This window comes from Acinetobacter septicus (genome assembly GCF_019355975.1).
GTDB lineage: Bacteria > Pseudomonadota > Gammaproteobacteria > Pseudomonadales > Moraxellaceae > Acinetobacter > Acinetobacter ursingii.
In genome coordinates, this window is record NZ_CP079898.1 from 2,312,330 (window position 1) to 2,334,649 (window position 22,320).

The 22,320-nt window shown below is 43.4% G+C and carries 17 protein-coding genes, 2 tRNA genes and 3 rRNA genes; 16 read left to right on the forward strand and 6 right to left on the reverse strand.

Annotation, left to right across the window (positions count from 1 at the left end):
• Window positions 1–456 precede the first annotated feature (456 nt).
• The 7 genes from I6L31_RS11035 to I6L31_RS11065 all read left to right on the forward strand — a co-directional run bounded on the left by I6L31_RS11035 (window position 457) and on the right by I6L31_RS11065 (window position 7,360).
• Window positions 457–1,993: ribosomal RNA gene (locus I6L31_RS11035) — 16S ribosomal RNA — on the forward strand.
• 177 nt (window positions 1,994–2,170) lie between these two features.
• Window positions 2,171–2,247, forward strand: a tRNA-Ile gene (locus tag I6L31_RS11040).
• Window positions 2,248–2,302: 55 nt separating this feature from the next.
• A tRNA-Ala gene (locus I6L31_RS11045) sits at window positions 2,303–2,378 on the forward strand.
• Window positions 2,379–2,798: 420 nt separating this feature from the next.
• Window positions 2,799–5,692 (forward strand): 23S ribosomal RNA (locus I6L31_RS11050).
• Window positions 5,693–5,867: 175 nt separating this feature from the next.
• Window positions 5,868–5,982 (forward strand): 5S ribosomal RNA (rrf, locus tag I6L31_RS11055).
• Together the 16S, 23S and 5S rRNA genes with 2 tRNA genes alongside form the textbook arrangement of a ribosomal RNA operon.
• A gap of 97 nt (window positions 5,983–6,079) precedes the next feature.
• On the forward strand, window positions 6,080–7,024 hold the full coding sequence (locus I6L31_RS11060) for a hypothetical protein (RefSeq protein ID WP_005000756.1): 945 nt from the start codon (window positions 6,080–6,082) through the stop codon (window positions 7,022–7,024).
• A gap of 30 nt (window positions 7,025–7,054) precedes the next feature.
• Window positions 7,055–7,360, forward strand: a complete 306-nt coding sequence (locus I6L31_RS11065; RefSeq protein WP_005000758.1) for an ankyrin repeat domain-containing protein — start codon at window positions 7,055–7,057, stop codon at window positions 7,358–7,360.
• A gap of 213 nt (window positions 7,361–7,573) precedes the next feature.
• On the opposite strand, the gene I6L31_RS11070 is transcribed toward I6L31_RS11065, so the two are convergent.
• From I6L31_RS11070 to ribF, 5 genes are all read right to left on the reverse strand, one after another.
• On the reverse strand, window positions 7,574–8,122 hold the full coding sequence (locus I6L31_RS11070) for an NADPH-dependent FMN reductase (protein WP_005000761.1): 549 nt from the start codon (window positions 8,120–8,122) through the stop codon (window positions 7,574–7,576).
• Window positions 8,123–8,219: 97 nt separating this feature from the next.
• Window positions 8,220–8,702, reverse strand: a complete 483-nt coding sequence (locus I6L31_RS11075) for an FKBP-type peptidyl-prolyl cis-trans isomerase (protein WP_005000764.1) — start codon at window positions 8,700–8,702, stop codon at window positions 8,220–8,222.
• Entirely contained in the window at window positions 8,695–9,234 is a 540-nt protein-coding gene (lspA, locus tag I6L31_RS11080) for a signal peptidase II (protein ID WP_004988863.1), read from the reverse strand. Before lspA ends, I6L31_RS11075 begins: the two co-directional genes overlap by 8 nt.
• Window positions 9,227–12,064: an isoleucine--tRNA ligase gene (gene ileS, locus I6L31_RS11085; RefSeq protein ID WP_004988862.1), complete on the reverse strand. Its 2,838-nt coding sequence runs from the start codon at window positions 12,062–12,064 to the stop codon at window positions 9,227–9,229. The genes lspA and ileS overlap by 8 nt, the downstream gene beginning before the upstream one ends.
• A 65-nt stretch (window positions 12,065–12,129) precedes the next feature.
• Window positions 12,130–13,131 (reverse strand): riboflavin biosynthesis protein RibF, encoded by a 1,002-nt coding sequence (ribF, locus tag I6L31_RS11090; protein ID WP_004988860.1) that lies wholly within the window; start codon window positions 13,129–13,131, stop codon window positions 12,130–12,132.
• 204 nt (window positions 13,132–13,335) lie between these two features.
• Here ribF and I6L31_RS11095 point away from each other — a divergent pair, with 204 nt between their 5' ends.
• The 3 genes from I6L31_RS11095 (at window position 13,336) to rutD (ending at window position 15,980) form a co-directional block, all read left to right on the forward strand.
• On the forward strand, window positions 13,336–14,475 hold the full coding sequence (locus I6L31_RS11095; protein WP_005000771.1) for a TDT family transporter: 1,140 nt from the start codon (window positions 13,336–13,338) through the stop codon (window positions 14,473–14,475).
• Window positions 14,476–14,528: 53 nt separating this feature from the next.
• The gene (locus tag I6L31_RS11100; RefSeq protein ID WP_372463886.1) at window positions 14,529–15,110 is read left to right on the forward strand and encodes a 5'-methylthioadenosine/S-adenosylhomocysteine nucleosidase family protein; all 582 of its coding nucleotides are present in this window, start codon (window positions 14,529–14,531) and stop codon (window positions 15,108–15,110) included.
• 78 nt (window positions 15,111–15,188) lie between these two features.
• A complete protein-coding gene (rutD, locus tag I6L31_RS11105) occupies window positions 15,189–15,980 on the forward strand; it encodes a pyrimidine utilization protein D (RefSeq protein ID WP_005000773.1) in 792 nt (263 codons plus the stop codon).
• Window positions 15,981–16,072: 92 nt separating this feature from the next.
• Here rutD and I6L31_RS11110 read toward each other — a convergent pair whose 3' ends face one another.
• Window positions 16,073–16,693 carry a TetR/AcrR family transcriptional regulator gene (locus I6L31_RS11110; protein ID WP_010588879.1) on the reverse strand — a complete coding sequence of 207 codons (621 nt, stop codon included), beginning with the start codon at window positions 16,691–16,693 and terminating at the stop codon, window positions 16,073–16,075.
• Between the two features lie 453 nt (window positions 16,694–17,146).
• Between I6L31_RS11110 and rutA the strand changes: the two genes are divergently transcribed.
• The 6 genes from rutA to I6L31_RS11140 all read left to right on the forward strand — a co-directional run bounded on the left by rutA (window position 17,147) and on the right by I6L31_RS11140 (window position 22,307).
• Entirely contained in the window at window positions 17,147–18,256 is a 1,110-nt protein-coding gene (gene rutA, locus I6L31_RS11115) for a pyrimidine utilization protein A (protein WP_005000777.1), read from the forward strand.
• Window positions 18,253–18,990 (forward strand): pyrimidine utilization protein B, encoded by a 738-nt coding sequence (rutB, locus tag I6L31_RS11120; protein WP_005000781.1) that lies wholly within the window; start codon window positions 18,253–18,255, stop codon window positions 18,988–18,990. Before rutA ends, rutB begins: the two co-directional genes overlap by 4 nt.
• Before the next feature lie 12 nt (window positions 18,991–19,002).
• Complete coding sequence (gene rutC, locus I6L31_RS11125; protein ID WP_005000783.1) at window positions 19,003–19,383, forward strand: pyrimidine utilization protein C; 381 nt, start codon at window positions 19,003–19,005, stop codon at window positions 19,381–19,383.
• 82 nt (window positions 19,384–19,465) lie between these two features.
• Window positions 19,466–20,032, forward strand: coding sequence for an NADH-dependent FMN reductase RutF (gene rutF, locus I6L31_RS11130; RefSeq protein WP_004988841.1), 567 nt, complete (start codon window positions 19,466–19,468; stop codon window positions 20,030–20,032).
• 28 nt (window positions 20,033–20,060) lie between these two features.
• Complete coding sequence (gene rutG, locus I6L31_RS11135; protein ID WP_005000784.1) at window positions 20,061–21,425, forward strand: pyrimidine utilization transport protein G; 1,365 nt, start codon at window positions 20,061–20,063, stop codon at window positions 21,423–21,425.
• Between the two features lie 15 nt (window positions 21,426–21,440).
• A complete protein-coding gene (locus I6L31_RS11140; protein WP_005000785.1) occupies window positions 21,441–22,307 on the forward strand; it encodes an NAD(P)-dependent oxidoreductase in 867 nt (288 codons plus the stop codon).
• Window positions 22,308–22,320 lie beyond the last annotated feature (13 nt).

A 22,320-nucleotide genomic window follows, 5' to 3' on the forward strand; every position in this document is an offset into this window, starting at 1 on the left:
CGTCTAAGATTCCATTTATGCTAAAAGTACATGCTTGCATGTACTTTTTTTAATGCCAAGTTTGAAGAATAATCAATTTATGTTTATTTGTTGAACGCTCAAGGCTAAATTGCTGAAAAAAAGTGCATCTATTGAAAATAAATGCTTTCAGGGCTTGCGTTGCTTTAAAAACTGTATAGAATACGCAGCATCCCGACGCGATACACGATGAAGATCTTGGCTTTTAGGGTTAAGGTTGGAAGGTTTGTATTGAGTTGAATTTCTTACTGACGAGGTGAGGAATAGATCATTAAGAGAATAGAAGAACAACTTGTGTGGATTTTTACTAATTGATTGATCGAAATATTATCATTGATTAATTGGTTTAAATTACTCGAAGTTTATTTGAGAGAATTTGTCAGTAATTGATGAGCCAGAATTGGCGTCTTGTTCTTTAAGAAAGACGCAAAATGATTTTAACTGAAGAGTTTGATCATGGCTCAGATTGAACGCTGGCGGCAGGCTTAACACATGCAAGTCGAGCGGAGAGAAGTAGCTTGCTACTGATCTTAGCGGCGGACGGGTGAGTAATACTTAGGAATCTGGCTATTAGTGGGGGACAACATTTCGAAAGGGATGCTAATACCGCATACGTCCTACGGGAGAAAGCAGGGGATCTTCGGACCTTGCGCTAATAGATGAGCCTAAGTCGGATTAGCTAGTTGGTGGGGTAAAGGCCTACCAAGGCGACGATCTGTAGCGGGTCTGAGAGGATGATCCGCCACACTGGGACTGAGACACGGCCCAGACTCCTACGGGAGGCAGCAGTGGGGAATATTGGACAATGGGGGGAACCCTGATCCAGCCATGCCGCGTGTGTGAAGAAGGCCTTATGGTTGTAAAGCACTTTAAGCGAGGAGGAGGGTACTGGTATTAATACTACCAGCTACTGGACGTTACTCGCAGAATAAGCACCGGCTAACTCTGTGCCAGCAGCCGCGGTAATACAGAGGGTGCGAGCGTTAATCGGATTTACTGGGCGTAAAGCGTGCGTAGGCGGCTAATTGAGTCGGATGTGAAATCCCCGAGCTTAACTTGGGAATTGCATTCGATACTGGTTAGCTAGAGTGTGGGAGAGGATGGTAGAATTCCAGGTGTAGCGGTGAAATGCGTAGAGATCTGGAGGAATACCGATGGCGAAGGCAGCCATCTGGCCTAACACTGACGCTGAGGTACGAAAGCATGGGGAGCAAACAGGATTAGATACCCTGGTAGTCCATGCCGTAAACGATGTCTACTAGCCGTTGGTCTCTTTGAGGGATTAGTGGCGCAGCTAACGCGATAAGTAGACCGCCTGGGGAGTACGGTCGCAAGACTAAAACTCAAATGAATTGACGGGGGCCCGCACAAGCGGTGGAGCATGTGGTTTAATTCGATGCAACGCGAAGAACCTTACCTGGTCTTGACATAGTAAGAACTTTCCAGAGATGGATTGGTGCCTTCGGGAACTTACATACAGGTGCTGCATGGCTGTCGTCAGCTCGTGTCGTGAGATGTTGGGTTAAGTCCCGCAACGAGCGCAACCCTTTTCCTTATTTGCCAGCACTTTGGGTGGGAACTTTAAGGATACTGCCAGTGACAAACTGGAGGAAGGCGGGGACGACGTCAAGTCATCATGGCCCTTACGACCAGGGCTACACACGTGCTACAATGGTCGGTACAAAGGGTTGCTACCTAGCGATAGGATGCTAATCTCAAAAAGCCGATCGTAGTCCGGATTGGAGTCTGCAACTCGACTCCATGAAGTCGGAATCGCTAGTAATCGCGGATCAGAATGCCGCGGTGAATACGTTCCCGGGCCTTGTACACACCGCCCGTCACACCATGGGAGTTTGTTGCACCAGAAGTGGATAGTCTAACTGCAAAGAGGACGTTCACCACGGTGTGGCCGATGACTGGGGTGAAGTCGTAACAAGGTAGCCGTAGGGGAACCTGCGGCTGGATCACCTCCTTAACGAAAAGATTGGTTGATTGGTAAGAATCCACAACAAGTTGTTCTTCTGGTATCTGAATGAAAGATAGAAAAGGAACGAGTTTTCTCTTTTAATTTCAGAGATAAGTCATGCACTACGCGCTGCGCTTGTCTTGCGAAATAAAAAAAGAGATTATTAATCTCTTTTTTTATTTCTCAGGGTCTGTAGCTCAGTTGGTTAGAGCACACGCTTGATAAGCGTGGGGTCACAAGTTCAAGTCTTGTCAGACCCACCATTCTGACGAATAGATTAATGAGTACAGAGTTAAAGATACGTAAATGATATAAGCTGGGGACTTAGCTTAGTTGGTAGAGCGCCTGCTTTGCACGCAGGAGGTCAGGAGTTCGACTCTCCTAGTCTCCACCAAATTTCAAGAACAGAAAACTTAAAGCATCGCTTTAAGGATTTTCCTTGAAATTTAAGCAAACAGCTATGCTGTGCGCAGGCACACATATGATGGAGCTTGAAGCTAAGATAATTATAGAGCTTAGTAAATATAATGATTTATTAAGCTCTGTGATTAATCACAGTTTAATGTAGCTGACGAGGTTACATTAATTCATTAACAGATTGAGAATTGAGTCTGAAATAAATTGTTCACTCAATAACAAAGAGAGAAGAAGTCATTCTGATCTTAGAGTTAATTGAGAACTAGCAAATTAACTGAATCAAGCGTTTTGGTATATGAATTTAGATTGAAGCTGTATGGTGCTTAAATGCACAGTACTTCAAACTGTAATGTTGGTAATACTACTTGTAGGTATTAACGACTGTTTGGGGTTGTATAGTCAAGTAATTAAGTGCATGTGGTGGATGCCTTGGCAGTCAGAGGCGAAGAAAGACGTGATAGCCTGCGAAAAGCTCCGGGGAGGCGGCAAATATCCATTGATCCGGAGATGTCTGAATGGGGGAACCCACCTACTATAAGGTAGGTATCAATAACTGAATACATAGGTTATTGAGGCGAACGAGGGGAAGTGAAACATCTCAGTACCCTTAGGAAAAGAAATCAATTGAGATTCCCTTAGTAGCGGCGAGCGAACGGGGATCAGCCCATTAAGTGATGTGTGTTTTAGCGGAACGCTCTGGGAAGTGCGACCGTAGAGGGTGATAGTCCCGTACACGAAAGGGCACACATCATGATGACGAGTAGGGCGAGGCACGTGAAACCTTGTCTGAATATGGGGGGACCATCCTCCAAGGCTAAATACTCCTGACTGACCGATAGTGAACCAGTACCGTGAGGGAAAGGCGAAAAGAACCCCTGTGAGGGGAGTGAAATAGATCCTGAAACCGCATGCATACAAGCAGTGGGAGCCGACTTGTTCGGTGACTGCGTACCTTTTGTATAATGGGTCAGCGACTTATATTCAGTAGCAAGGTTAACCGCATAGGGGAGCCGTAGAGAAATCGAGTCTTAATAGGGCGTTTAGTTGCTGGGTATAGACCCGAAACCAGGCGATCTATCCATGAGCAGGTTGAAGGTTGGGTAACACTAACTGGAGGACCGAACCCACTGTCGTTGAAAAGCCAGGGGATGACTTGTGGATAGGGGTGAAAGGCTAATCAAGCCTGGTGATAGCTGGTTCTCCCCGAAAGCTATTTAGGTAGCGCCTCGGACGAATACCATAGGGGGTAGAGCACTGTTTCGGCTAGGGGGTCATCCCGACTTACCAAACCGATGCAAACTCCGAATACCTATGAGTACTATCCGGGAGACAGACTGCGGGTGCTAACGTCCGTAGTCAAGAGGAAAACAATCCAGACCGCCAGCTAAGGCCCCAAAATCATAGTTAAGTGGGAAACGATGTGGGAAGGCATAGACAGCTAGGAGGTTGGCTTAGAAGCAGCCACCCTTTAAAGAAAGCGTAATAGCTCACTAGTCGAGTCGGCCTGCGCGGAAGATGTAACGGGGCTAAAACTATGTGCCGAAGCTGCGGATGTAACTTTAGAGTTACGTGGTAGGGGAGCGTTCTGTAAGCCGATGAAGGTGTATTGAGAAGTATGCTGGAGGTATCAGAAGTGCGAATGCTGACGTGAGTAACGACAAAACGGGTGAAAAACCCGTTCGCCGAAAGACCAAGGGTTCCAGTCCAACGTTAATCGGGGCTGGGTGAGTCGACCCCTAAGGCGAGGCCGAAAGGCGTAGTCGATGGGAAATGGGTTAATATTCCCATACTTCTGTGTAATGCGATGAGAGGACGGAGAAGGTTAAGTCAGCCTGGCGTTGGTAGTCCAGGTGGAAGACAGTAGGCATGCATCTTAGGCAAATCCGGGGTGCTCTATGCTGAGAGTCGATATCAAGCTGTACTTGTACAGTGAAGTGGCTGATACCATACTTCCAAGAAAAGTCTCTAAGCTTCAGTTACACAGGAATCGTACCCGAAACCGACACAGGTGGTCAGGTCGAGTAGACCAAGGCGCTTGAGAGAACTCTGCTGAAGGAACTAGGCAAAATGGTACCGTAACTTCGGGAGAAGGTACGCTGCTGAGGGTGATGGGACTTGCTCCCTGAGCGCTTGGCAGCCGCAGAAACCAGGCCGCTGCAACTGTTTATTAAAAACATAGCACTCTGCAAACACGAAAGTGGACGTATAGGGTGTGATGCCTGCCCGGTGCTGGAAGGTTAATTGATGGGGTTAGCGTAAGCGAAGCTCTTGATCGAAGCCCCAGTAAACGGCGGCCGTAACTATAACGGTCCTAAGGTAGCGAAATTCCTTGTCGGGTAAGTTCCGACCTGCACGAATGGCATAATGATGGCGGCGCTGTCTCCAGCAGAGGCTCAGTGAAATCGAAATCGCTGTGAAGATGCAGTGTACCCGCGGCTAGACGGAAAGACCCCGTGAACCTTTACTGCAGCTTGACATTGAACTTTGACCTTACTTGTGTAGGATAGGTGGGAGGCTATGAAGATGTGACGCCAGTTGCATTGGAGCCATCCTTGAAATACCACCCTGGTAATGTTGAGGTTCTAACTCTGCCCCGTAATCCGGGGCGAGGACCATGTCTGGTGGGTAGTTTGACTGGGGCGGTCTCCTCCTAAAGAGTAACGGAGGAGTACGAAGGTGCGCTCAGCGTGGTCGGAAATCACGCGTAGAGTATAAAGGCAAAAGCGCGCTTAACTGCGAGACCCACAAGTCGAGCAGGTACGAAAGTAGGTCTTAGTGATCCGGTGGTTCTGTATGGAAGGGCCATCGCTCAACGGATAAAAGGTACTCTGGGGATAACAGGCTGATACCGCCCAAGAGTTCATATCGACGGCGGTGTTTGGCACCTCGATGTCGGCTCATCTCATCCTGGGGCTGAAGCAGGTCCCAAGGGTATGGCTGTTCGCCATTTAAAGAGGTACGCGAGCTGGGTTTAGAACGTCGTGAGACAGTTCGGTCCCTATCTACCGTGGGCGCTGGAAATTTGAGAGGATCTGCTCCTAGTACGAGAGGACCAGAGTGGACGAACCTCTGGTGTACCGGTTGTGACGCCAGTCGCATCGCCGGGTAGCTATGTTCGGAAGGGATAACCGCTGAAAGCATCTAAGCGGGAAGCCTACCTCAAGATAAGATTTCCCTGTGACTATATGTCACCTAAAGAGCCGTTCAAGACTAGGACGTTGATAGGTTGGATGTGGAAGCATAGTGATATGTGAAGCTGACCAATACTAATTGCTCGTGAGGCTTGACTATACAACACCCAAACAGTTGTTGTATTCAAGATAAATTCGATACGAAAACTTGATTTAGTCAATAAACTAGTTACAATACCGACTCAATTTCCAATCCGTTAATAACTCTTTGGTTCGTAAGTAAGGCATACATTATTAAGTAATGTGAATAAGACCCCAAAGCACCACAACAGTTTGCTGGCGACAATAGCAAGAGTGAACCACCTGATCCCTTCCCGAACTCAGAAGTGAAACCTCTTCGCGCTGATGGTAGTGTGGCGTTAGCCATGTGAGAGTAAGTCATCGCCAGCTTTTAAATACTAAACACCCCCTCCGCTTATGCAGAGGGGGTGCTTTTTTTTATAAAGAAGTTTACTATAATTCTAGGAAATGAATTAAAAGAAAAACCATGAATAAACTATATGATAGAGCGCATAAATTATGTTTTTTTATACATGATATTATGGTTGATTTTCTAGAAACTGGTGAGAAAAATGATATTTTCTTAAGTAAAGTTGAATTATCTGATTTAGAAAAAAAGGAATTTTGGGACTATGATGGAAGTATTCTAAATTGGTTAAAGAATAAAAATAAGCAAAGTAATTATGAATCAGTAATTAAAAAAACAATTATCCAAGCATTATTATCAGATATGTTGCATTGTATTTATGAATCTTTAAAAGCGATGGAAAAGGGAAAAGTTAGTATAGCTTATATGTTAATTAGAAAGCCTATCCAAGAAAATTTATATTTATTAGAAGAAATGATTTTAAAAGATGATTTTATTGATATTTTTGAAAGTAATCCATTAAAACTAAGGCATAAAAATGGTGGTGATGTAAATGGACATGATCTAAGAATAAAAACAATTCTTAAGGATTTAAATTTTGATCAAATTCTAGATTCACATTATTTAGCAACCTTACGATATGACAAAAAGAGTGAGGACAGTTTTGATGGAGTTTGTAATCAAGCAATGCATTTATTTACTGAGCATCAAGCTATTAAAACTGAAAATTTGAATATTAATTTTATTTTTGGTACAAATGAATCCAAAGAAACTTTATATCAATTTATGTATACTCGTTTACCATATTTAATGTACTATATTTATTTGGTTTTCGAAAAAATTGCTAATAGTATAGCTAATACTTCACCTATATATTTATTGGATATACAAAATAGGATTTCTGCCCTGTATTTATTAGCATATGTAAATGTTGAAAATAATTACCAAACTAAACAATTTTATAAATTATGTATCATGTTTGAAGCTATTTTATCTGAAAATTTTAAATGTGAATTAAGTTTAGAGAAGTTAGAAAATATTGCTTCAACTGGAATTACTAATTGAATCTTAATTTTATATAATTTGGAATTATCTATGAAATTTAACATATTTTCTCCAATTTCTGACGATGAGTTGAAGCTTCCTGAACTTGTATACTGGGCATCTCTTGGTGATGTGGAACAAGTCGAACAATTATTGGCAGAAGGAACAGATCCCAATCAGACGGATGATGATGGCTATAGTGCACTACAGGCAGCCGCTGAGAATGACAATTTAGCCGTAGTGAAGTTACTCGTGGGAAAAGGTGCAAATGTTGCATATAAAGGGGAATATACTGCGCTACAGCTTGCTGAAATGGCAAAAAATACCGATGTGGTTGAATATTTAAGAAGTCTGTAAATCGTATATAAGTAATAGATAAAAAGAAGCCCCATCATCCTGACAGGGCTTCTTTATATTCCGTTTATAGTGCCACAAATATCCTATCTATGACCGCATCCTATGCATCTTATTATTTTCAATGAGACTTCCTGTCTCTGTATGTTTTATAGAATAGATTAAATCTATTGATACACCAATTCGTCAATAACGACGATATATGTAAGTTTTAGCTTACACAGAATTTTTTTGGTATTTTTTGAGTTTCTGTACCAAATCGGTTAATGCTTTTTCTTCAAATTCATTGGCTTCAAAGCTTTCTTCTTTATTCCGTTTGAAGATATCTCGAATTTCAATCACTGCATTCGGATCGATCATATTTAAACTTGAGGTGACTTGGCGAATTTGTCCAAGCGAATTTGAACCATAGGTCACCCCGTAGCTAATAAATGAGGCTGGTTTTCCACTCCATTCTTTGCCCAAATAATCCAATGCATTTTTAAGCGCAGGGCTATAACCGTGATTGTATTCAGGACTAATAAAAATAAAGGCATCTGCCTGCGCAATTTTATCGGCCCACTCTTGTTGTTTGGGTTGGTCGTAAATACCCGTAGCAGGTGGATGGCTGCCTGCGAAAAGTGGTAAATCCCATTGTTTTAAATCGATAATTTCAGCTTGGAGATCTGTATTTGGTTGACTCGAAAGACTATAGTTTACCCAATTTGCGACTTTGATCGCAGTACGTCCCTCACGGATACTTCCAACAATAATATAAATGCGCATGTGATGATCCTGTATTTTATTGATATGCTATTTTGGTTTTGACCATCTTATACTGTTTTTTAAGTGTAAAAAAAGCTCTCGGATGAGAGCTTTTGTATTACATTAATTTCACGCCTTGCTGACCAGCAGGGGTGACTTTAAAGATTTCAACTTCAAAGCTAATATTTTTACCTGCAAGCGGATGATTAAAATCCACTTCAGTAATATCATCATTGACTGATGCCACGACACCAAATAATGATGCTTTGGCTTTATCTTCAAATTCGATCATATGACCGACGATAGGACGCTGTTCAAATTTAACTGTATCAAACTTTTGAACATTTTCAGGGTTCCACGGACCAAAAGCATCTTCTGGTGGCAAATGCACGGTACGACGGTCACCTGCGCGTAAACCAAATAAAGCTTTTTCAAAACCAGGCAATAAATTACCATCGCCAATGATTAAGCTGACTGGCTGTTCGCGACTACGCGTGTTATCAATCTCGACGCCATTTTCCAGCGCTACAGAAAAATGTAACTCGACCTGAGCGCCTTCTTGAATACGAATTTCTTCATTTGGTTGAATAATTTCAGTCATGTTTCACTTCTGCACGTTGGATACGTTTCTTTTCAAGAAAAAAAGTATCAATTAACAAGAGGATGGTTCCTAGCGTAATGGCACTGTCGGCAATATTGAATGCAGGAAAATGGTGGTCTTTATAGTAGACATGAATAAAATCGACCACATAACCCAAGGTCATACGATCAATTAAATTGCCTAAAGCACCGCCTAGAATCAGAGCAATGGCCGCAGGCAAGATGATACTGTGTTTAGGCATACGCATCAGCCAAAACACAAAAATAATCGAGACAATACCTGCTAGCCCTGTAAATAAATAGTGCTGCCAACCGCCTGCATCCGAGAGAAAACTGAATGCTGCGCCATAGTTATGCAACAGCGTCCAGTTTAAAAATGGTAAGACAGGTACAGGATCGGCATAATTCAGATGAGTACTGGCGATCCATTTGGTCCATTGATCTAAAATGATGGCAAGGACAGCCAGTCCAAGCCAAATCAGATTATGTGGATAAAACTGGAATAAGCCTTGTTTTGTTTGGGTCTTAGGCATATTTTCTCACTTCGCCACGACCTGTGACGTTTACGATACAACGACCACATAAACCCGGATGATCAGTATGGGTATTCACATCTGGCAATACATGCCAGCAACGCACACATTTTTCACCTTCTGCTGCCGAAATTTGCACGCGTAAGCCATCCATCTCGGTTGCTTCACCTTGTTCAGCGAATGGATAGACATTGACTTGAGACGTAATCAGAACAAAACGTAATTCATCACCTAATTGGTTCAATACTGTTTGCAGTTCATCTTTGGCCCAAATCTCAACTTTGGCAGACAAATTACTTCCGACCAGCTTGGCATTACGTGCCGCTTCAATCTGCTTGTTGACTGCTGATTTAACCTGAATCAAGGTTTGCCAATCGGCTTCAGAAATCAGGTTTGCTGTGGATGCGACAGGCAAATCATACCATTCAGCCGTAAACACATATTGTTCGGTTTGCTCTGGGATCAATGGCCATGCTTCTTGTGCAGTAAAGCTCAAGATCGGTGCCATCCAGCGAGCAAAGGCTTGAACTAAGTGATACAGTGCAGTTTGTGCAGAATGACGCGCCTGTGAATCCGCTTTGGTGGTGTACTGACGATCTTTAATGATATCGAGATAAAAACCACCCAAGTCATTGATACAGAAATTGGTCAAAGCGCTACATACGATATGGAAGTTCATATCTTCATAGGCTTGTTGAATCGTTTTTTGAACCTCAACAGCACGTTGCAGGATGTATTGATCCAATGCAATCAGTTGATCAACTGGCAGGGCATCGGTTGATGGTTTAAAGCCATTGAGGTTGGCCAACAAGAAACGCAAGGTATTACGGATACGACGATAACCGTCTGATGCACGACTGAAAATTTCTTTACCCGCAGTCATTTCATAACGATAGTCGCTCGAAGCAATCCAGAAACGAAGACCATCGGCACCCATGTCTTTGATGATGTCTTGTGGCGTGATGATATTGCCCAAAGACTTCGACATTTTGCGCCCTTTTTCATCGACCACGAAACCGTGTGTGAGTAGACCTTTATATGGCGCGCGTTCGTTGATGGCAATCGAAGTCAATAAAGATGACTGGAACCAGCCACGATGTTGATCTGACCCTTCTAAATACAAATCGGCAGGATCGGTGAGTTCTTCACGTTGACGTAATACGGCATAGTGGGTTGTACCTGAATCGAACCAGACATCGAGCGTATCACGTACCGCATTGTACTGTTCGGCATCTGCACCGATAAAGTCTTTGGCTTCACGATTGAACCAAGCATCAATGCCTTCTTTCTCAATCAACTCCGCTACTTCTTCGATTAGTTCAGCCGTACGTGGATGCAGTTCATGTGTATCTTTGTGCACAAAGAACGGAATTGGAACACCCCAAGTTCGTTGACGTGAGATACACCAGTCTGGACGACCTTCGATCATCGACTCAATTCGGTTTTTACCCCAATCAGGCACGAAGCTGATGTCATTTTCAATCGCATTGAGGGCACATTCACGTAAACCTTTGGCATCCATGCTGATAAACCATTGCGGTGTGGCACGGAAGATAATAGGGGTTTTGTGACGCCAGCAATGTGGATAGCTGTGTACGATCGGTTGATGCGCCCATAAACGGCCCACAGCGCCTAATGCTTCAATAATTTGCGGATTGGCTTTATAAATATGTTCGCCCGAAAAAATGGGCGCAGTCGGTAAATACACGCCATTGCCACCGACAGGATTATCCACTTTCAGGTTATAGATCAGACCCACTTTATAGTCGTCTGCACCATGACCCGGCGCGGTATGTACAGCACCCGTACCACTGGTCGCAATGACGTGTTCACCTAAAATCACAGGCACTTGACGATCAGCCAACAGGGGATGCTGTAAGCTCAGATGCTCAAGCACGGCACCTTTGAAATCTGCCAAAACAACAGGATTTTCTAGTTTATAACGGGCAATCGCAGATTCAACCAAGTCTTTGGCTAAGATAAAGTTCTGAGTACCGCGGTCACTCTGTACCTGTACCAATTGATAGTCAATTTCGGCATGTAATGCAACCGCTTGGTTGGCAGGTAATGTCCATGGCGTCGTCGTCCAGATCACGATATCGGTTGGTGCAGTCACCTCTACATTCAAGCGTTGACCAAGATCATTTAGATCAACCACACCAAAACCGACATCAATTGCATCGGACTTTTTATCTTCATATTCAACTTCGGCTTCTGCCAGTGCCGAACCACAATCGATACACCAATTGACAGGTTTTAAGCCAGGCTCGATATGACCTGCTTTTTGAATTTCACCTAGAGCACGGACGATATCCGCTTCTTGTTTAAAATTCATGGTCAGGTACGGATCTTGCCAATCCCCAAACACGCCCATACGAATAAAGTCTTTGCGCTGTAAATCGACCTGACTCATCGCATATTCACGGCAAGCTTTACGGAAAGTCGATGCATCTACTTTTACGCCAACTTTACCGACTTTTTCTTCAACTTTGAGTTCGATGGGTAAACCGTGACAGTCCCAACCCGGTACATAAGGCGAATCAAAACCATCCATGACACGGCTTTTAACAATAATGTCCTTTAAGACTTTATTGACTGCATGACCCAAGTGGATCTGACCATTAGCGTAAGGAGGGCCATCATGTAAAACATATTTTTTCTTGCCAATACGCGCTGCACGAATCTTCTGATAAATGTTGTCGGCATACCACTCTTCTAACCATTTGACTTCGCGCACAGCCAGATTGGCTTTCATGGCAAATTCGGTGCCCGGCAGGTTGAGTGTGGCTTTATAATCCACGGCATTTTCAGGAGTTTGCTTATCGCTCATGCAAGTTGTCTTCCAGTTCGATCAGCGTTAAAGCTGACGTGTTTTAGCATCAAAAAAATTCAAGATTAAAAAGGGAATTGTGGGTGCTGCTCTCGAAATTCAAGCAAATCTTCCACATCTTGGTCAATTCCAGCTTTCAGCGCGTCCAGCGATGGATAGTTTCGTTCACCATGTAAAAAGTTTAGAAACGTCACTCGCATTAACAGGCCATACAGATTAGCAGAAACTTGCGGGAAATGTACTTCCAATCGCCATTCGGGATGTTCCTGTTGAATCGCAGGGCGTGTTCCGACATGACCTGCACCAAATAAACTGTCGAGATGATAGCCCTCAATGCCTTTTTGTGTAGGATCATCACTTTGCACTTTATCGCGTAGAGACCTGCTTTCACAGACCACATCTACCCCATAAATACCGCTTAAACACGGTTTATGCCGATTTAAACGCACATTAATGGTCGGGAAGTTAATAGTGCGACCAATCTGATCGCCATATTGCACTCGACCTATAATGCTGTAAGGACGACCCAACAGCTGTGCTGCCAGAGCTAAATTACCTTCGGCCAAAACCTGACGAATACGAGTAGAACTCACCCGTTCTCCATGGTATTCAATGGTGTCTAAATTGGTGACTTGAAAGCCATAATCACGTAAAAACGCGCTATTGCCCTGACGGTTTTTACCAAAATGAAAATCATCGCCCAAAATCAGTTGCTGTGCATTGAGTTTAAAATGTAGTAAATCTGCAAATTGTTGTGCGCTTAGACCGCGAAATTGTTCATCAAATTTGGCAATAGCAATATAGTCCACGCCTAATTCAGTCAAATATTCGACTTTTTCTCGAAGCGAACTAATCCGTGGTGGCGCGTCAAAGCCTTTAAAATATTCAAGGGGTTGGGGCTCAAAGACCATCACCAGCGTTTTTAAGCCGTTTGATTGTGCAATTTTTTTGAGTTGCGCGATCATCGCCTGATGCCCCAAATGGACACCGTCAAAGTTGCCAATCGTCACCGCAGTCGCAGGCAACTTAAAATTTGGCGATAAGGCATTCAGGCGGAGCAGTTTCATGGATGTCAATGAAGCTAATTTTTGAAAGTCCTCTATATTGCCATAAACTGAGGGCTTGGTGCTATTGTTGCGTTTTTATGCAGGCAAAAAGCACGATCTTTTTTCTTATTATAAATAATATTGATAATTAAATTAAAAATAAATCAATTTTTCTTATTTTAAACTTTGATTATGATGCTTCTATCAGACGATGAGATAAATTGGATGAATATTCTATTTGATCAAATGCAATTGAAGCAAAAATTGATTCGGGAATTTACCCCAAATTGGTTTGCGGTGGTCATGGGTACCGGTGTGGTCGCCTTGATTTTGGCGCATTTTCCTTTTGCATCCAGTTCATTTTATCGTCTTGGCATGATGTTATGGATATTCAATAGCGCATTGTTCATTGTTTTTAGTGTGCTGTATCTGGCACGCTGGTTTTTTTACCCTGAAGAAGCCAAGCAGATTTTGAGTCATCCAACCATGAGTTTGTTTCTGGGTACGATTCCCATGGCATTGGCCACGGTTCTCAATGGTTTTTTGAGCTATGGCATGCCTCTTTTCGGTGAATTGGCTGTGCTGATTGCGCTTAAACTTTGGTATCTGGATGTGCTATTGGCGATTTTAGTGGGATGGATTGTGCCATTTTGTATGTTTAGTCGTCAGCAACATACACTACCGAGCATGACTGCAATGTGGCTATTACCGATTGTCGCCGCAGAAGTTGCCGCAAGTTCTGGGGGCTTAATTTTGAATGTTGCGCCACATTTACCCAATGCTGTCACCATCTTGTGGGGCAGTTACATCCTCTGGGGCATGTCTGTATTACCTGCGTTTTTAATTCTTGCCATTTTGGTTTTACGCTTGGCCTTACATCAGATCCCCCAAAAAGAATTGGCGATTTCAAGCTGGTTATCTATTGGCCCGATTGGAACGGGAGCACTGGCAATGTTATTACTTGGACAGGCTGCTCCACAGGTTTTGCAACAGCATAATTTACAACTGCTTGGGCCTTTTTTGCAGCATAGCGGTCTATTCATTGCTCTGGTGTTTGTGGGAGTCGGTATTTGGTGGTTAGGCATTGCGATTTTTGCAAGTTTGCATCATTTGCGACAGGGCATTCCATTTAATTTGGGCTGGTGGGGATTGACCTTTCCTTTAGGAGTGTTCATCTTGGCACTGCAACAATTGGCGTTACAATTACAATGGAGTAGTTTGACGGTGATTGTCCACGGTTTGATGATGTTGTTATTGGGTTTATGGGTGTTGGTCACTTTAAAAACCATTCGTGGGGCATATTCAGGACAATTATTTTTTTCTCCTTGCTTACAGATTTGGAAACAGCAGCAGGAAAATCATTAATTCTTTTTAGATAAAGTTGTATATGTAAAATTGATCAGCTTAAATGCGCTGTAATGAAACGGAGAGAATACAACATGAAAGTTGCGCTGATCATGGCAATTCCTGATGAATCCAAAGGTCTATTTGAGCAGGCGGGTATTCGTGTTCACTATAGCGGTATTGGCAAAATCAATGCCGCCTTTAGTGCATTTGACGTGATTCAAAAAACGGGCTGTGATGTGCTGTTGAATTTGGGGAGTGCAGGCAGTGCTACGTTTGATGCACATACATTGGTTGAAGTCAGTCAGGTGGTGCAACGTGATATGGACGTTTCTCCTTTGGGCTTTGCGATTGGAACTACGCCTTTGGATCAGGACTTTCCTGCTGCAATTGAACTTGAACCCTTTTTTTCAGAATTGCCAAAAGGCATTTGTGGTACAGGTGATTCTTTTGAAACCGGTGTACCCAAGCTCACCTGTGATCTGGTGGATATGGAAGCGTATGCGATCGCCAAGGTGTGTAAAAAACTAGGTGTTCGCTGTATTTCCGTTAAATACATTAGTGATGGTGCCAATGATACGGCGCATTTGGATTGGGAAGCCAATTTACTTTTGGGCGCACAGAAGTTACTGGCCTTATATCAGCGCCATTTCTAAAATAGTGAATTAGGTTTGAAGAAAAAGGCATAAATCTTGCTGGGTGATTGATAACTTAATTTGACCAAATGGTTTAAAATGAACTATCAGCTTTATCCTGCTTTCAATGCCAGTCAGGAATATGTGGTTTTTTCTTCGGGTCTGGGTGGACACGGCCAGTTTTGGCAGCCACAGATTGCTGCTTTTCAGCAAGCTTATAATGTTTTGATTTATGATCATGAAGGCTGTCATGCTGATAATGCCTTATTGTCAGAAACTTATTCTTTTCAGGATTTAGCCGAGCAAATTAAAAATCTATTGCTACAACTGAATATTCACCAGTTCCATTTTGTTGGTCATGCGATAGGCGGATTTATTGGGCTGGAATTAACTCAGTTGCTTGCTACATCTGGATTAAACATGCAAAGCTTAACCGTGATTAATGGGTGGGCAGCGCTAGATCCACACACTTTAAAATCTTTCCAAACCCGATTGGCTTTACTCGAACATGCGGGAGTTGCGGCGTATATTGCTGCACAGGCTTTATTTTTATATCCGCCAAGCTGGATTTCTCAGTATCATCTTGAAATTGAGCAACAAGAACAAAAACAGCAAAAAGATTTTCCACCAATTCAAAATGTTATACGACGTATTTCAGCATTAATGCATTTTCAGATCACACCACAGCATTTGACTGAGCTTGCGCAAAGGCCCGTTCTTTTGATTGCAAATCAAGATGATATGTTGGTGCCATATCATCAAAGTTTAAAACTGTGGAAATTAGTAGCTCAAGCCGAACTCTATTTGATGGCAGATGGAGGGCACGCTTCAACGGTAACGCAAGCGGCTTTGGTCAATCAGCGGATTTTAAGATTTTTACAGCAGATTTGATCGATCTTTATCACCATTCAGATGGTAGTAAAATGCGCTGTGACGAGTCTCGTCAATTTTAATCTTCTAAAGCTGATTAACACCGATAAAGATCAAGCTGAAGGACGTGGCAATACGCCGTAAAGCATCATATGTACCGTATGCTCAATCGCACGTTGCTGCATACTGCGATTACGCAGGGTTTTGCCTGTGACCATTTCCATTTGAATACTAAAGTCAGCATAATTTTGAGTGACCGCCCAAATATTTAAAATCAATAATTCTGGATCAATGTCGGCAGAAATCTTGCCTTGTTCCTGCCATATTTGAATCACTTTGGCCTTGCGTTTAAACAGTTTTTTTAATGGCCCTTTTAAAATTTCCAAAATATGCGGTGCACCCTGAATAATCTCTAAAGCAAAAAGCTTAGAGGCTTTAGGTTGAGTCCGCGATACTTCTATTTTTTGAATCAAATAATGCGCCAGTGCTTCTGTCGGTTCGAGTTCGACTTCCAGTGTTTGTAAAGGAGCCAGCCATTTTTGTAAAACCGTGGTCAGCACTTCCACATAAAGCGCTTCTTTATTTTCATAATAATAGAAAATATTGGACTTATGCATATTTGCCAGTTGAGCAATTTCATCCAGACTTGCCCCGCTAAAACCGTAAGTTGAAAAGACATCCAGTGCAGCACTGAGCAACTGATTTCGTTTTTGCGTACTCTTTTTTTGTTCCATTGGCATAACTAGTCTAGACGGTTCAGAAGGATTGTAAGGTAAACCGTGCGATTTGTGCACAGCCTAAATTTATTTTTCTGCCCGAGAAGAAAAAATAAGTACTTCATCTTGCGGGAGTTGTTTGAAATTCCAGCATCTTTTTGTTCAAAAAGCAAACAAATTATATAAATTTTAGTCGAATGTCATGATCACGGTTTTGCTGTTTTTTTGCACGTTATTGACTCGCGTTTCACTTAAATAGTGCATTGTTGTGCGCCATAATTTTACTAAACGGTAAAAACAATTTGACCATATGTTTTATTCAAATGCTTATAAATTATGAATAAAACAAAGTTGGCATGGCATATGCATTAGAAAATAACAAGAAATGGCCATTCTTAGAAATTGAATTGATGAGTTTTAGCGATTGCTCAAGTCATCCGTGCATTACATCTTCCCAAGAGGATTGACCAAATGAAAATAGGTGTTTTTTGTCCCATCGGAAACAATGGCTGGCTGCTTTCAGAAAATGCGCCACAATATATGCCCACTTTTGAACTCAACAAGCAAATTGTACAACGCGCTGAACATTATGGTTTCGATTTTGCCCTGTCCATGATCAAGTTGCGTGGATTTGGTGGAAAAACTGAATTTTGGGATCATAACCTCGAAACTTTTACCCTGATGGCAGGATTGGCTGCGGTTACCAGCAAAATCAAAATTTATGCAACCGCTGCAACATTGGTCATGCCGCCAGCGATTGTGGCTCGGATGGCCTCGACCATTGACTCAATCTCCAATGGACGCTTTGGTCTGAATGTCGTGACAGGTTGGCAAGCCCCTGAATATAGCCAAATGGGAATGTGGCCAGGCGATGAATATTTTGGCAAGCGTTATGAATATTTGTCTGAGTACGTTCAAATTTTGAGAGAACTTTGGGCGACAGGGCAGTCAGATTTTAAGGGTGAACATTTTCAGATGGATGATTGCCGGGTGAGTCCGCAACCACAAAGTGAGATGAAAATTATCTGCGCAGGACAATCCGATACAGGGCTCGAATTTTCCGCCCAACATGCCGATTATAACTTCGTGTTTGGTAAAGGATTGAATACACCAACGGCATACGCAGAGATTAATGATCGTTTAAAACATTTTACCGACCAAACAGGTCGTGATGTTCAGACCTATGTGTTGTTTATGGTGATTGCGGCAGAAAACGATGCAAAAGCAATGGCGAAATGGCAAAGCTATAACGACGGTGCCGACGTAGAGGCGATCAATTGGCTGATGAATCAAGGTGGCAAAGATACTAAATCAGGCACAGATACCAATATTCGTCAAATGGCATCCAGTGTTTCGCCCGTCAATATCAACATGGGAACGCTAGTCGGTTCGTATGAGAAGGTCGCCGCCATGCTAGATGAAATTGCGGAGATTCAAGGGACAGAAGGCATCTTGCTGACTTTTGATGACTTTGTACAAGGCGTTGAAGACTTTGGCGAACGGATCCAACCGCTGATGAAATCGCGTCAGGAGGTGGTTGCTGAGTATCAACCCACTCAAACTTTGGAGAAAAGCGCATGAATACCGTGATTGCAGATTTTACCGAACGCGCAGGTACAGGTCGTGTGTTAAAAGCGGAACCTGAAGCGATCCAACTTGCGCCAGAACAGACCGCTCTCATCGTAATTGATATGCAAAATGCCTATACCTCGATCGGAGGTTATCTGGATCTGGCAGGTTTTGATGTCTCCAAAACCAAACCTGTGGTTGCCAATATTCAAAAAGCGATTACAGCAGCCCATGCTGCGGGCATTCAGGTGATTTACTTTAAAAATGGTTGGGATGATCAATATGTCGAAGCGGGCGGTGCAGGTTCGCCTAATTTTCATAAATCCAATGCGCTGAAAACCATGCGTAAACAGCCTGAGCTACAGGGTAAATTACTGGCAAAAGGCGGTTGGGATTTTGAACTCATTGATGAATTACAACCTACAACACAAGATATTGTGATTGAAAAACCACGATATAGTGGTTTCTTCAATACTGCACTGGATAGCATGTTACGCGCTCGCGGGATTCGCAATTTGGTGTTTGTCGGGATTGCCACCAATGTCTGTGTGGAATCGACTCTGCGCGATGGTTTCTTCCTTGAATATTTCGGGGTGGCCTTAGACGATGCCTGCTATCAGGCCGGCCCGCCTGAAATGCATACAGCCAGTATGTACAACATCAAAACTTTTTTTGGCTGGGTGTCAGATACGCAAAGTTTTGTCGACACATTTCAACATAACCCACAGTTTGCCAAGACCGCTTAAGGGAGTATCGTCATGCCTAAACAGATTATTTTACCAGCAGGAACACCACCGCCTTTAGCACCGTATGTGCCTGCAACCAAAGCCGATAATATCGTGTATGTCTCAGGGATTTTAGCTTTTGATGAAAATAACAATGTGCTGCATGTCGGTGATGCCGCCGCACAAACCCGCCATGTATTAGAGACGATTAAGGGAATCTTAGCCAATGCGGGCGGAAGCTTACAAGACGTCACCTTTAACCATATTTTTTTACGAGACTGGGCAGATTACGCCGCGATGAATCAGGTTTATGCGGAATATTTTCCAGATGAACGTCCCGCCCGTTACTGCATTCAGGTGGGATTGGTCAAACCCGATGCGCTGGTTGAAATCGCCTCAGTGGCGCACGTTTAACTACACCAAAACCAATTTCTTATGCTGTTAAATAGCATACGTGAATCCTCATGACGTTGATGTTTTGAGGGGGAGATCAGCAATGACTGTATTAACACACACCACAAATCAGCTTAAAAGCTTGCTTGAAAAAATTACACCGTCTCATCGTTCTACGCATTTGCAGGTCGATCAACAGGCCTTTCGACAGGGGATGTCCAATCTGGGCGCTGCGGTTAATGTGATTACCACCGATGGTGTCGCTGGGAAATCAGGTTTTACGGCTTCCGCCGTGTGCAGTGTTACCGATAGCCCACCGACATTATTGGTGTGTTTAAACCGTTCTGCTTCTGTATTTGAAACTTTTCAGAAAAATCAGGTGCTTTGTGTCAATACGCTGGCGGCGCATCAGACCACCCTATCTAATCTTTTTGGCGGCAAAACGCCAATGCCTGAACGCTTTGCTCAGGGAGAATGGCAAACATTGGTCACACAGGCGCCTGTTTTAGAAGATGCCTTGGTGTCGTTTGATTGTGAAGTGGTGCAGAGCCTATCCGTCGGTAGCCACGATGTTTTTTTCTGCGAGGTCAAGGCGATCCAGTATGGTCAGGGGCAAAACCCCCTAATGTATTTTAACCGCAACTATTGTGAACCCCATTATGTAGCTTAAATCTCATGTGAAATGAGGAGAAATAGCGATGTCGAGTCAAGAACCGTGGTTTGTCAAATTTAAACCTTATCAAGGCAATCTGGATCAAAATCCTGTTCAGATTGATGAATATCTTCCCGCAGGAAAAAGTGTTGTACTGGGTTTACAACATGCTTTCGCCATGTTTGGGGCAACCGTGCTGGCACCGTTATTGATGGGTTTTGATCCCAATCTGACGATTTTTATTACTGGTTTTGGCACCATTTTATTCTTTTTAATTACAGGTGGGCGTTTACCCAGCTATTTAGGTTCAAGTTTTGCGTTTATTGCAGCAGTTGCCGCGGCAACGGGCTACAATGGTATTGGAGCAAACCCAAATCTGGCTTTGGCTTTGGGAGGAACAGTTGTCTGCGGAATAATTTATGCGCTGATTGGTTTGGTGGTGATGCGTACAGGTACGGCATGGATTGAAAAATTGATGCCACCGATTGTCACAGGTGCCATCGTCATGATCATCGGATTAAATCTTGCTCCAGTGACGATTAAAGGCGTTTCAAGCAATGGTTTTGATACATGGATGGCGGTTCTCACAATTCTATGTATCAGCGCAGTAGCAGTATTCACCAAAGGCATGCTCCGTCGTTTGCTATTACTGGTCGGGTTATGTGTGGCTTATTTTGCCTATTTTATCTTCGCCAATGTATTGGGATGGGGCAAAGCCATTGATTTTACCCCCATTGCACAAGCGGCTTGGTTTGGCTTACCGACCTTCCATACGCCCGTTTTTCAAGCCAATGCGATTTTGCTGATAGCCCCTGTTGCCTTGATTTTAGTAGCAGAAAATCTGGGCCATTTTAAGGCGGTTTCTGCCATGACTGGACGCAATCTTTCGCCGTATATGGGGCGTGGATTTTTTGCTGATGGCGTGTGTACCACTATGTCTGCCTCAATTGGTGGGACAGGGATGACCACGTATGCTGAAAATATTGGCGTGATGGCGGTAACCAAAGTTTATTCGACGACCGTATTCGTTGTTGCGGGGATATTTGCCATTTTACTGGGTCTTTCACCTAAATTTGGTGCCGTGATTCATACCATTCCAGTTGCTTTACTGGGCGGTGCTTCGATCGTGGTCTTTGGTTTGATTACCGTGGCAGGGGCTAAAATCTGGATTGATAATCGGGTTGATTTTAGTCAAAACAGTACCCTGATTATTGCCGCAGTGAGTTTGATCATGGGGGCAGGAAATTTCAGTTTACATATCGGTCCGTTTGATCTGGGCGGAATTGGAACTGGGACGTTAGCAGCCATCGTATTGAACCTATTGCTGAATCGAAATCAAAAGACTTTAAACCAGACAGACACTTCAGCACATGATGATCAAAATATTCAACCGCTTAGCCCGCGGTCTTAAGGAGTAAATCTGCTGATGCGTATCGGATTTATAGGTCTAGGAGCGATAGGATGGCATATGGCGAGGCATTTAACTCAGCTCGATGCCACGGTTATGGTATGGAATCGAACTCAACGTAAAGCAGAGGCACATGCAGCCCAATTTGCAACAGTTGCAGTTGATCTGGATGTGTTAGTACAGGCCGATTTTATTTTTTCCTGTCTTCCAACAAGTGCAGAGGTGGAAGCAATGATTGCTGCACATCCACCTCAATCTGGCAGTATCTGGATAGATTGTACCAGTGGTGTTCCTTGCTCGGCACAACAGTTGAGCCATTCGTTAAAACTGCGGAATATCGAGTTTTTGGATGCGCCAGTTTCAGGACAAACCATTGGCGCAGAACAGGGAACATTGACTGTAATGGTTGGGGGTGATGCCACTGCTTTTGAACGAGCCAGAGCTGTGATTCAGGCCTTTGCGGGAAAGATTGAACATGTCGGAGAAAGTGGAGCTGGCTTTGCGGTCAAGGCGATTAATAATAGCTTGATGGCTGCTAATCTTTGGGCATTAAGTGAGGGTTTGTCGGTACTCAAGGCGCGTGGGGTCAATTTAGAAGCTGCTTTGGCATGTATTAATCACTCCAGTGGTAAAAGTACCATGTCTGAGACGGTGATGCCGCAAAAAATCATGAGTCGGCGTTTTAATAAAACGTTTGCGCTGCATTTATTGCAAAAAGATATCGGGATTGCGCTTGATCTGATTGCAGAGACTCAGCAGCAGGGACGTTTATTACATGCTGTACAACAGTTGTATGCTCAAACCGATCGACAAACAGCCGAGCACGTCGATTTTTCAGCGGCTATTCAAGTGCTTGAGCAATCTCACCAAGTATTGTTGAATTAAAAATAGGTAAATT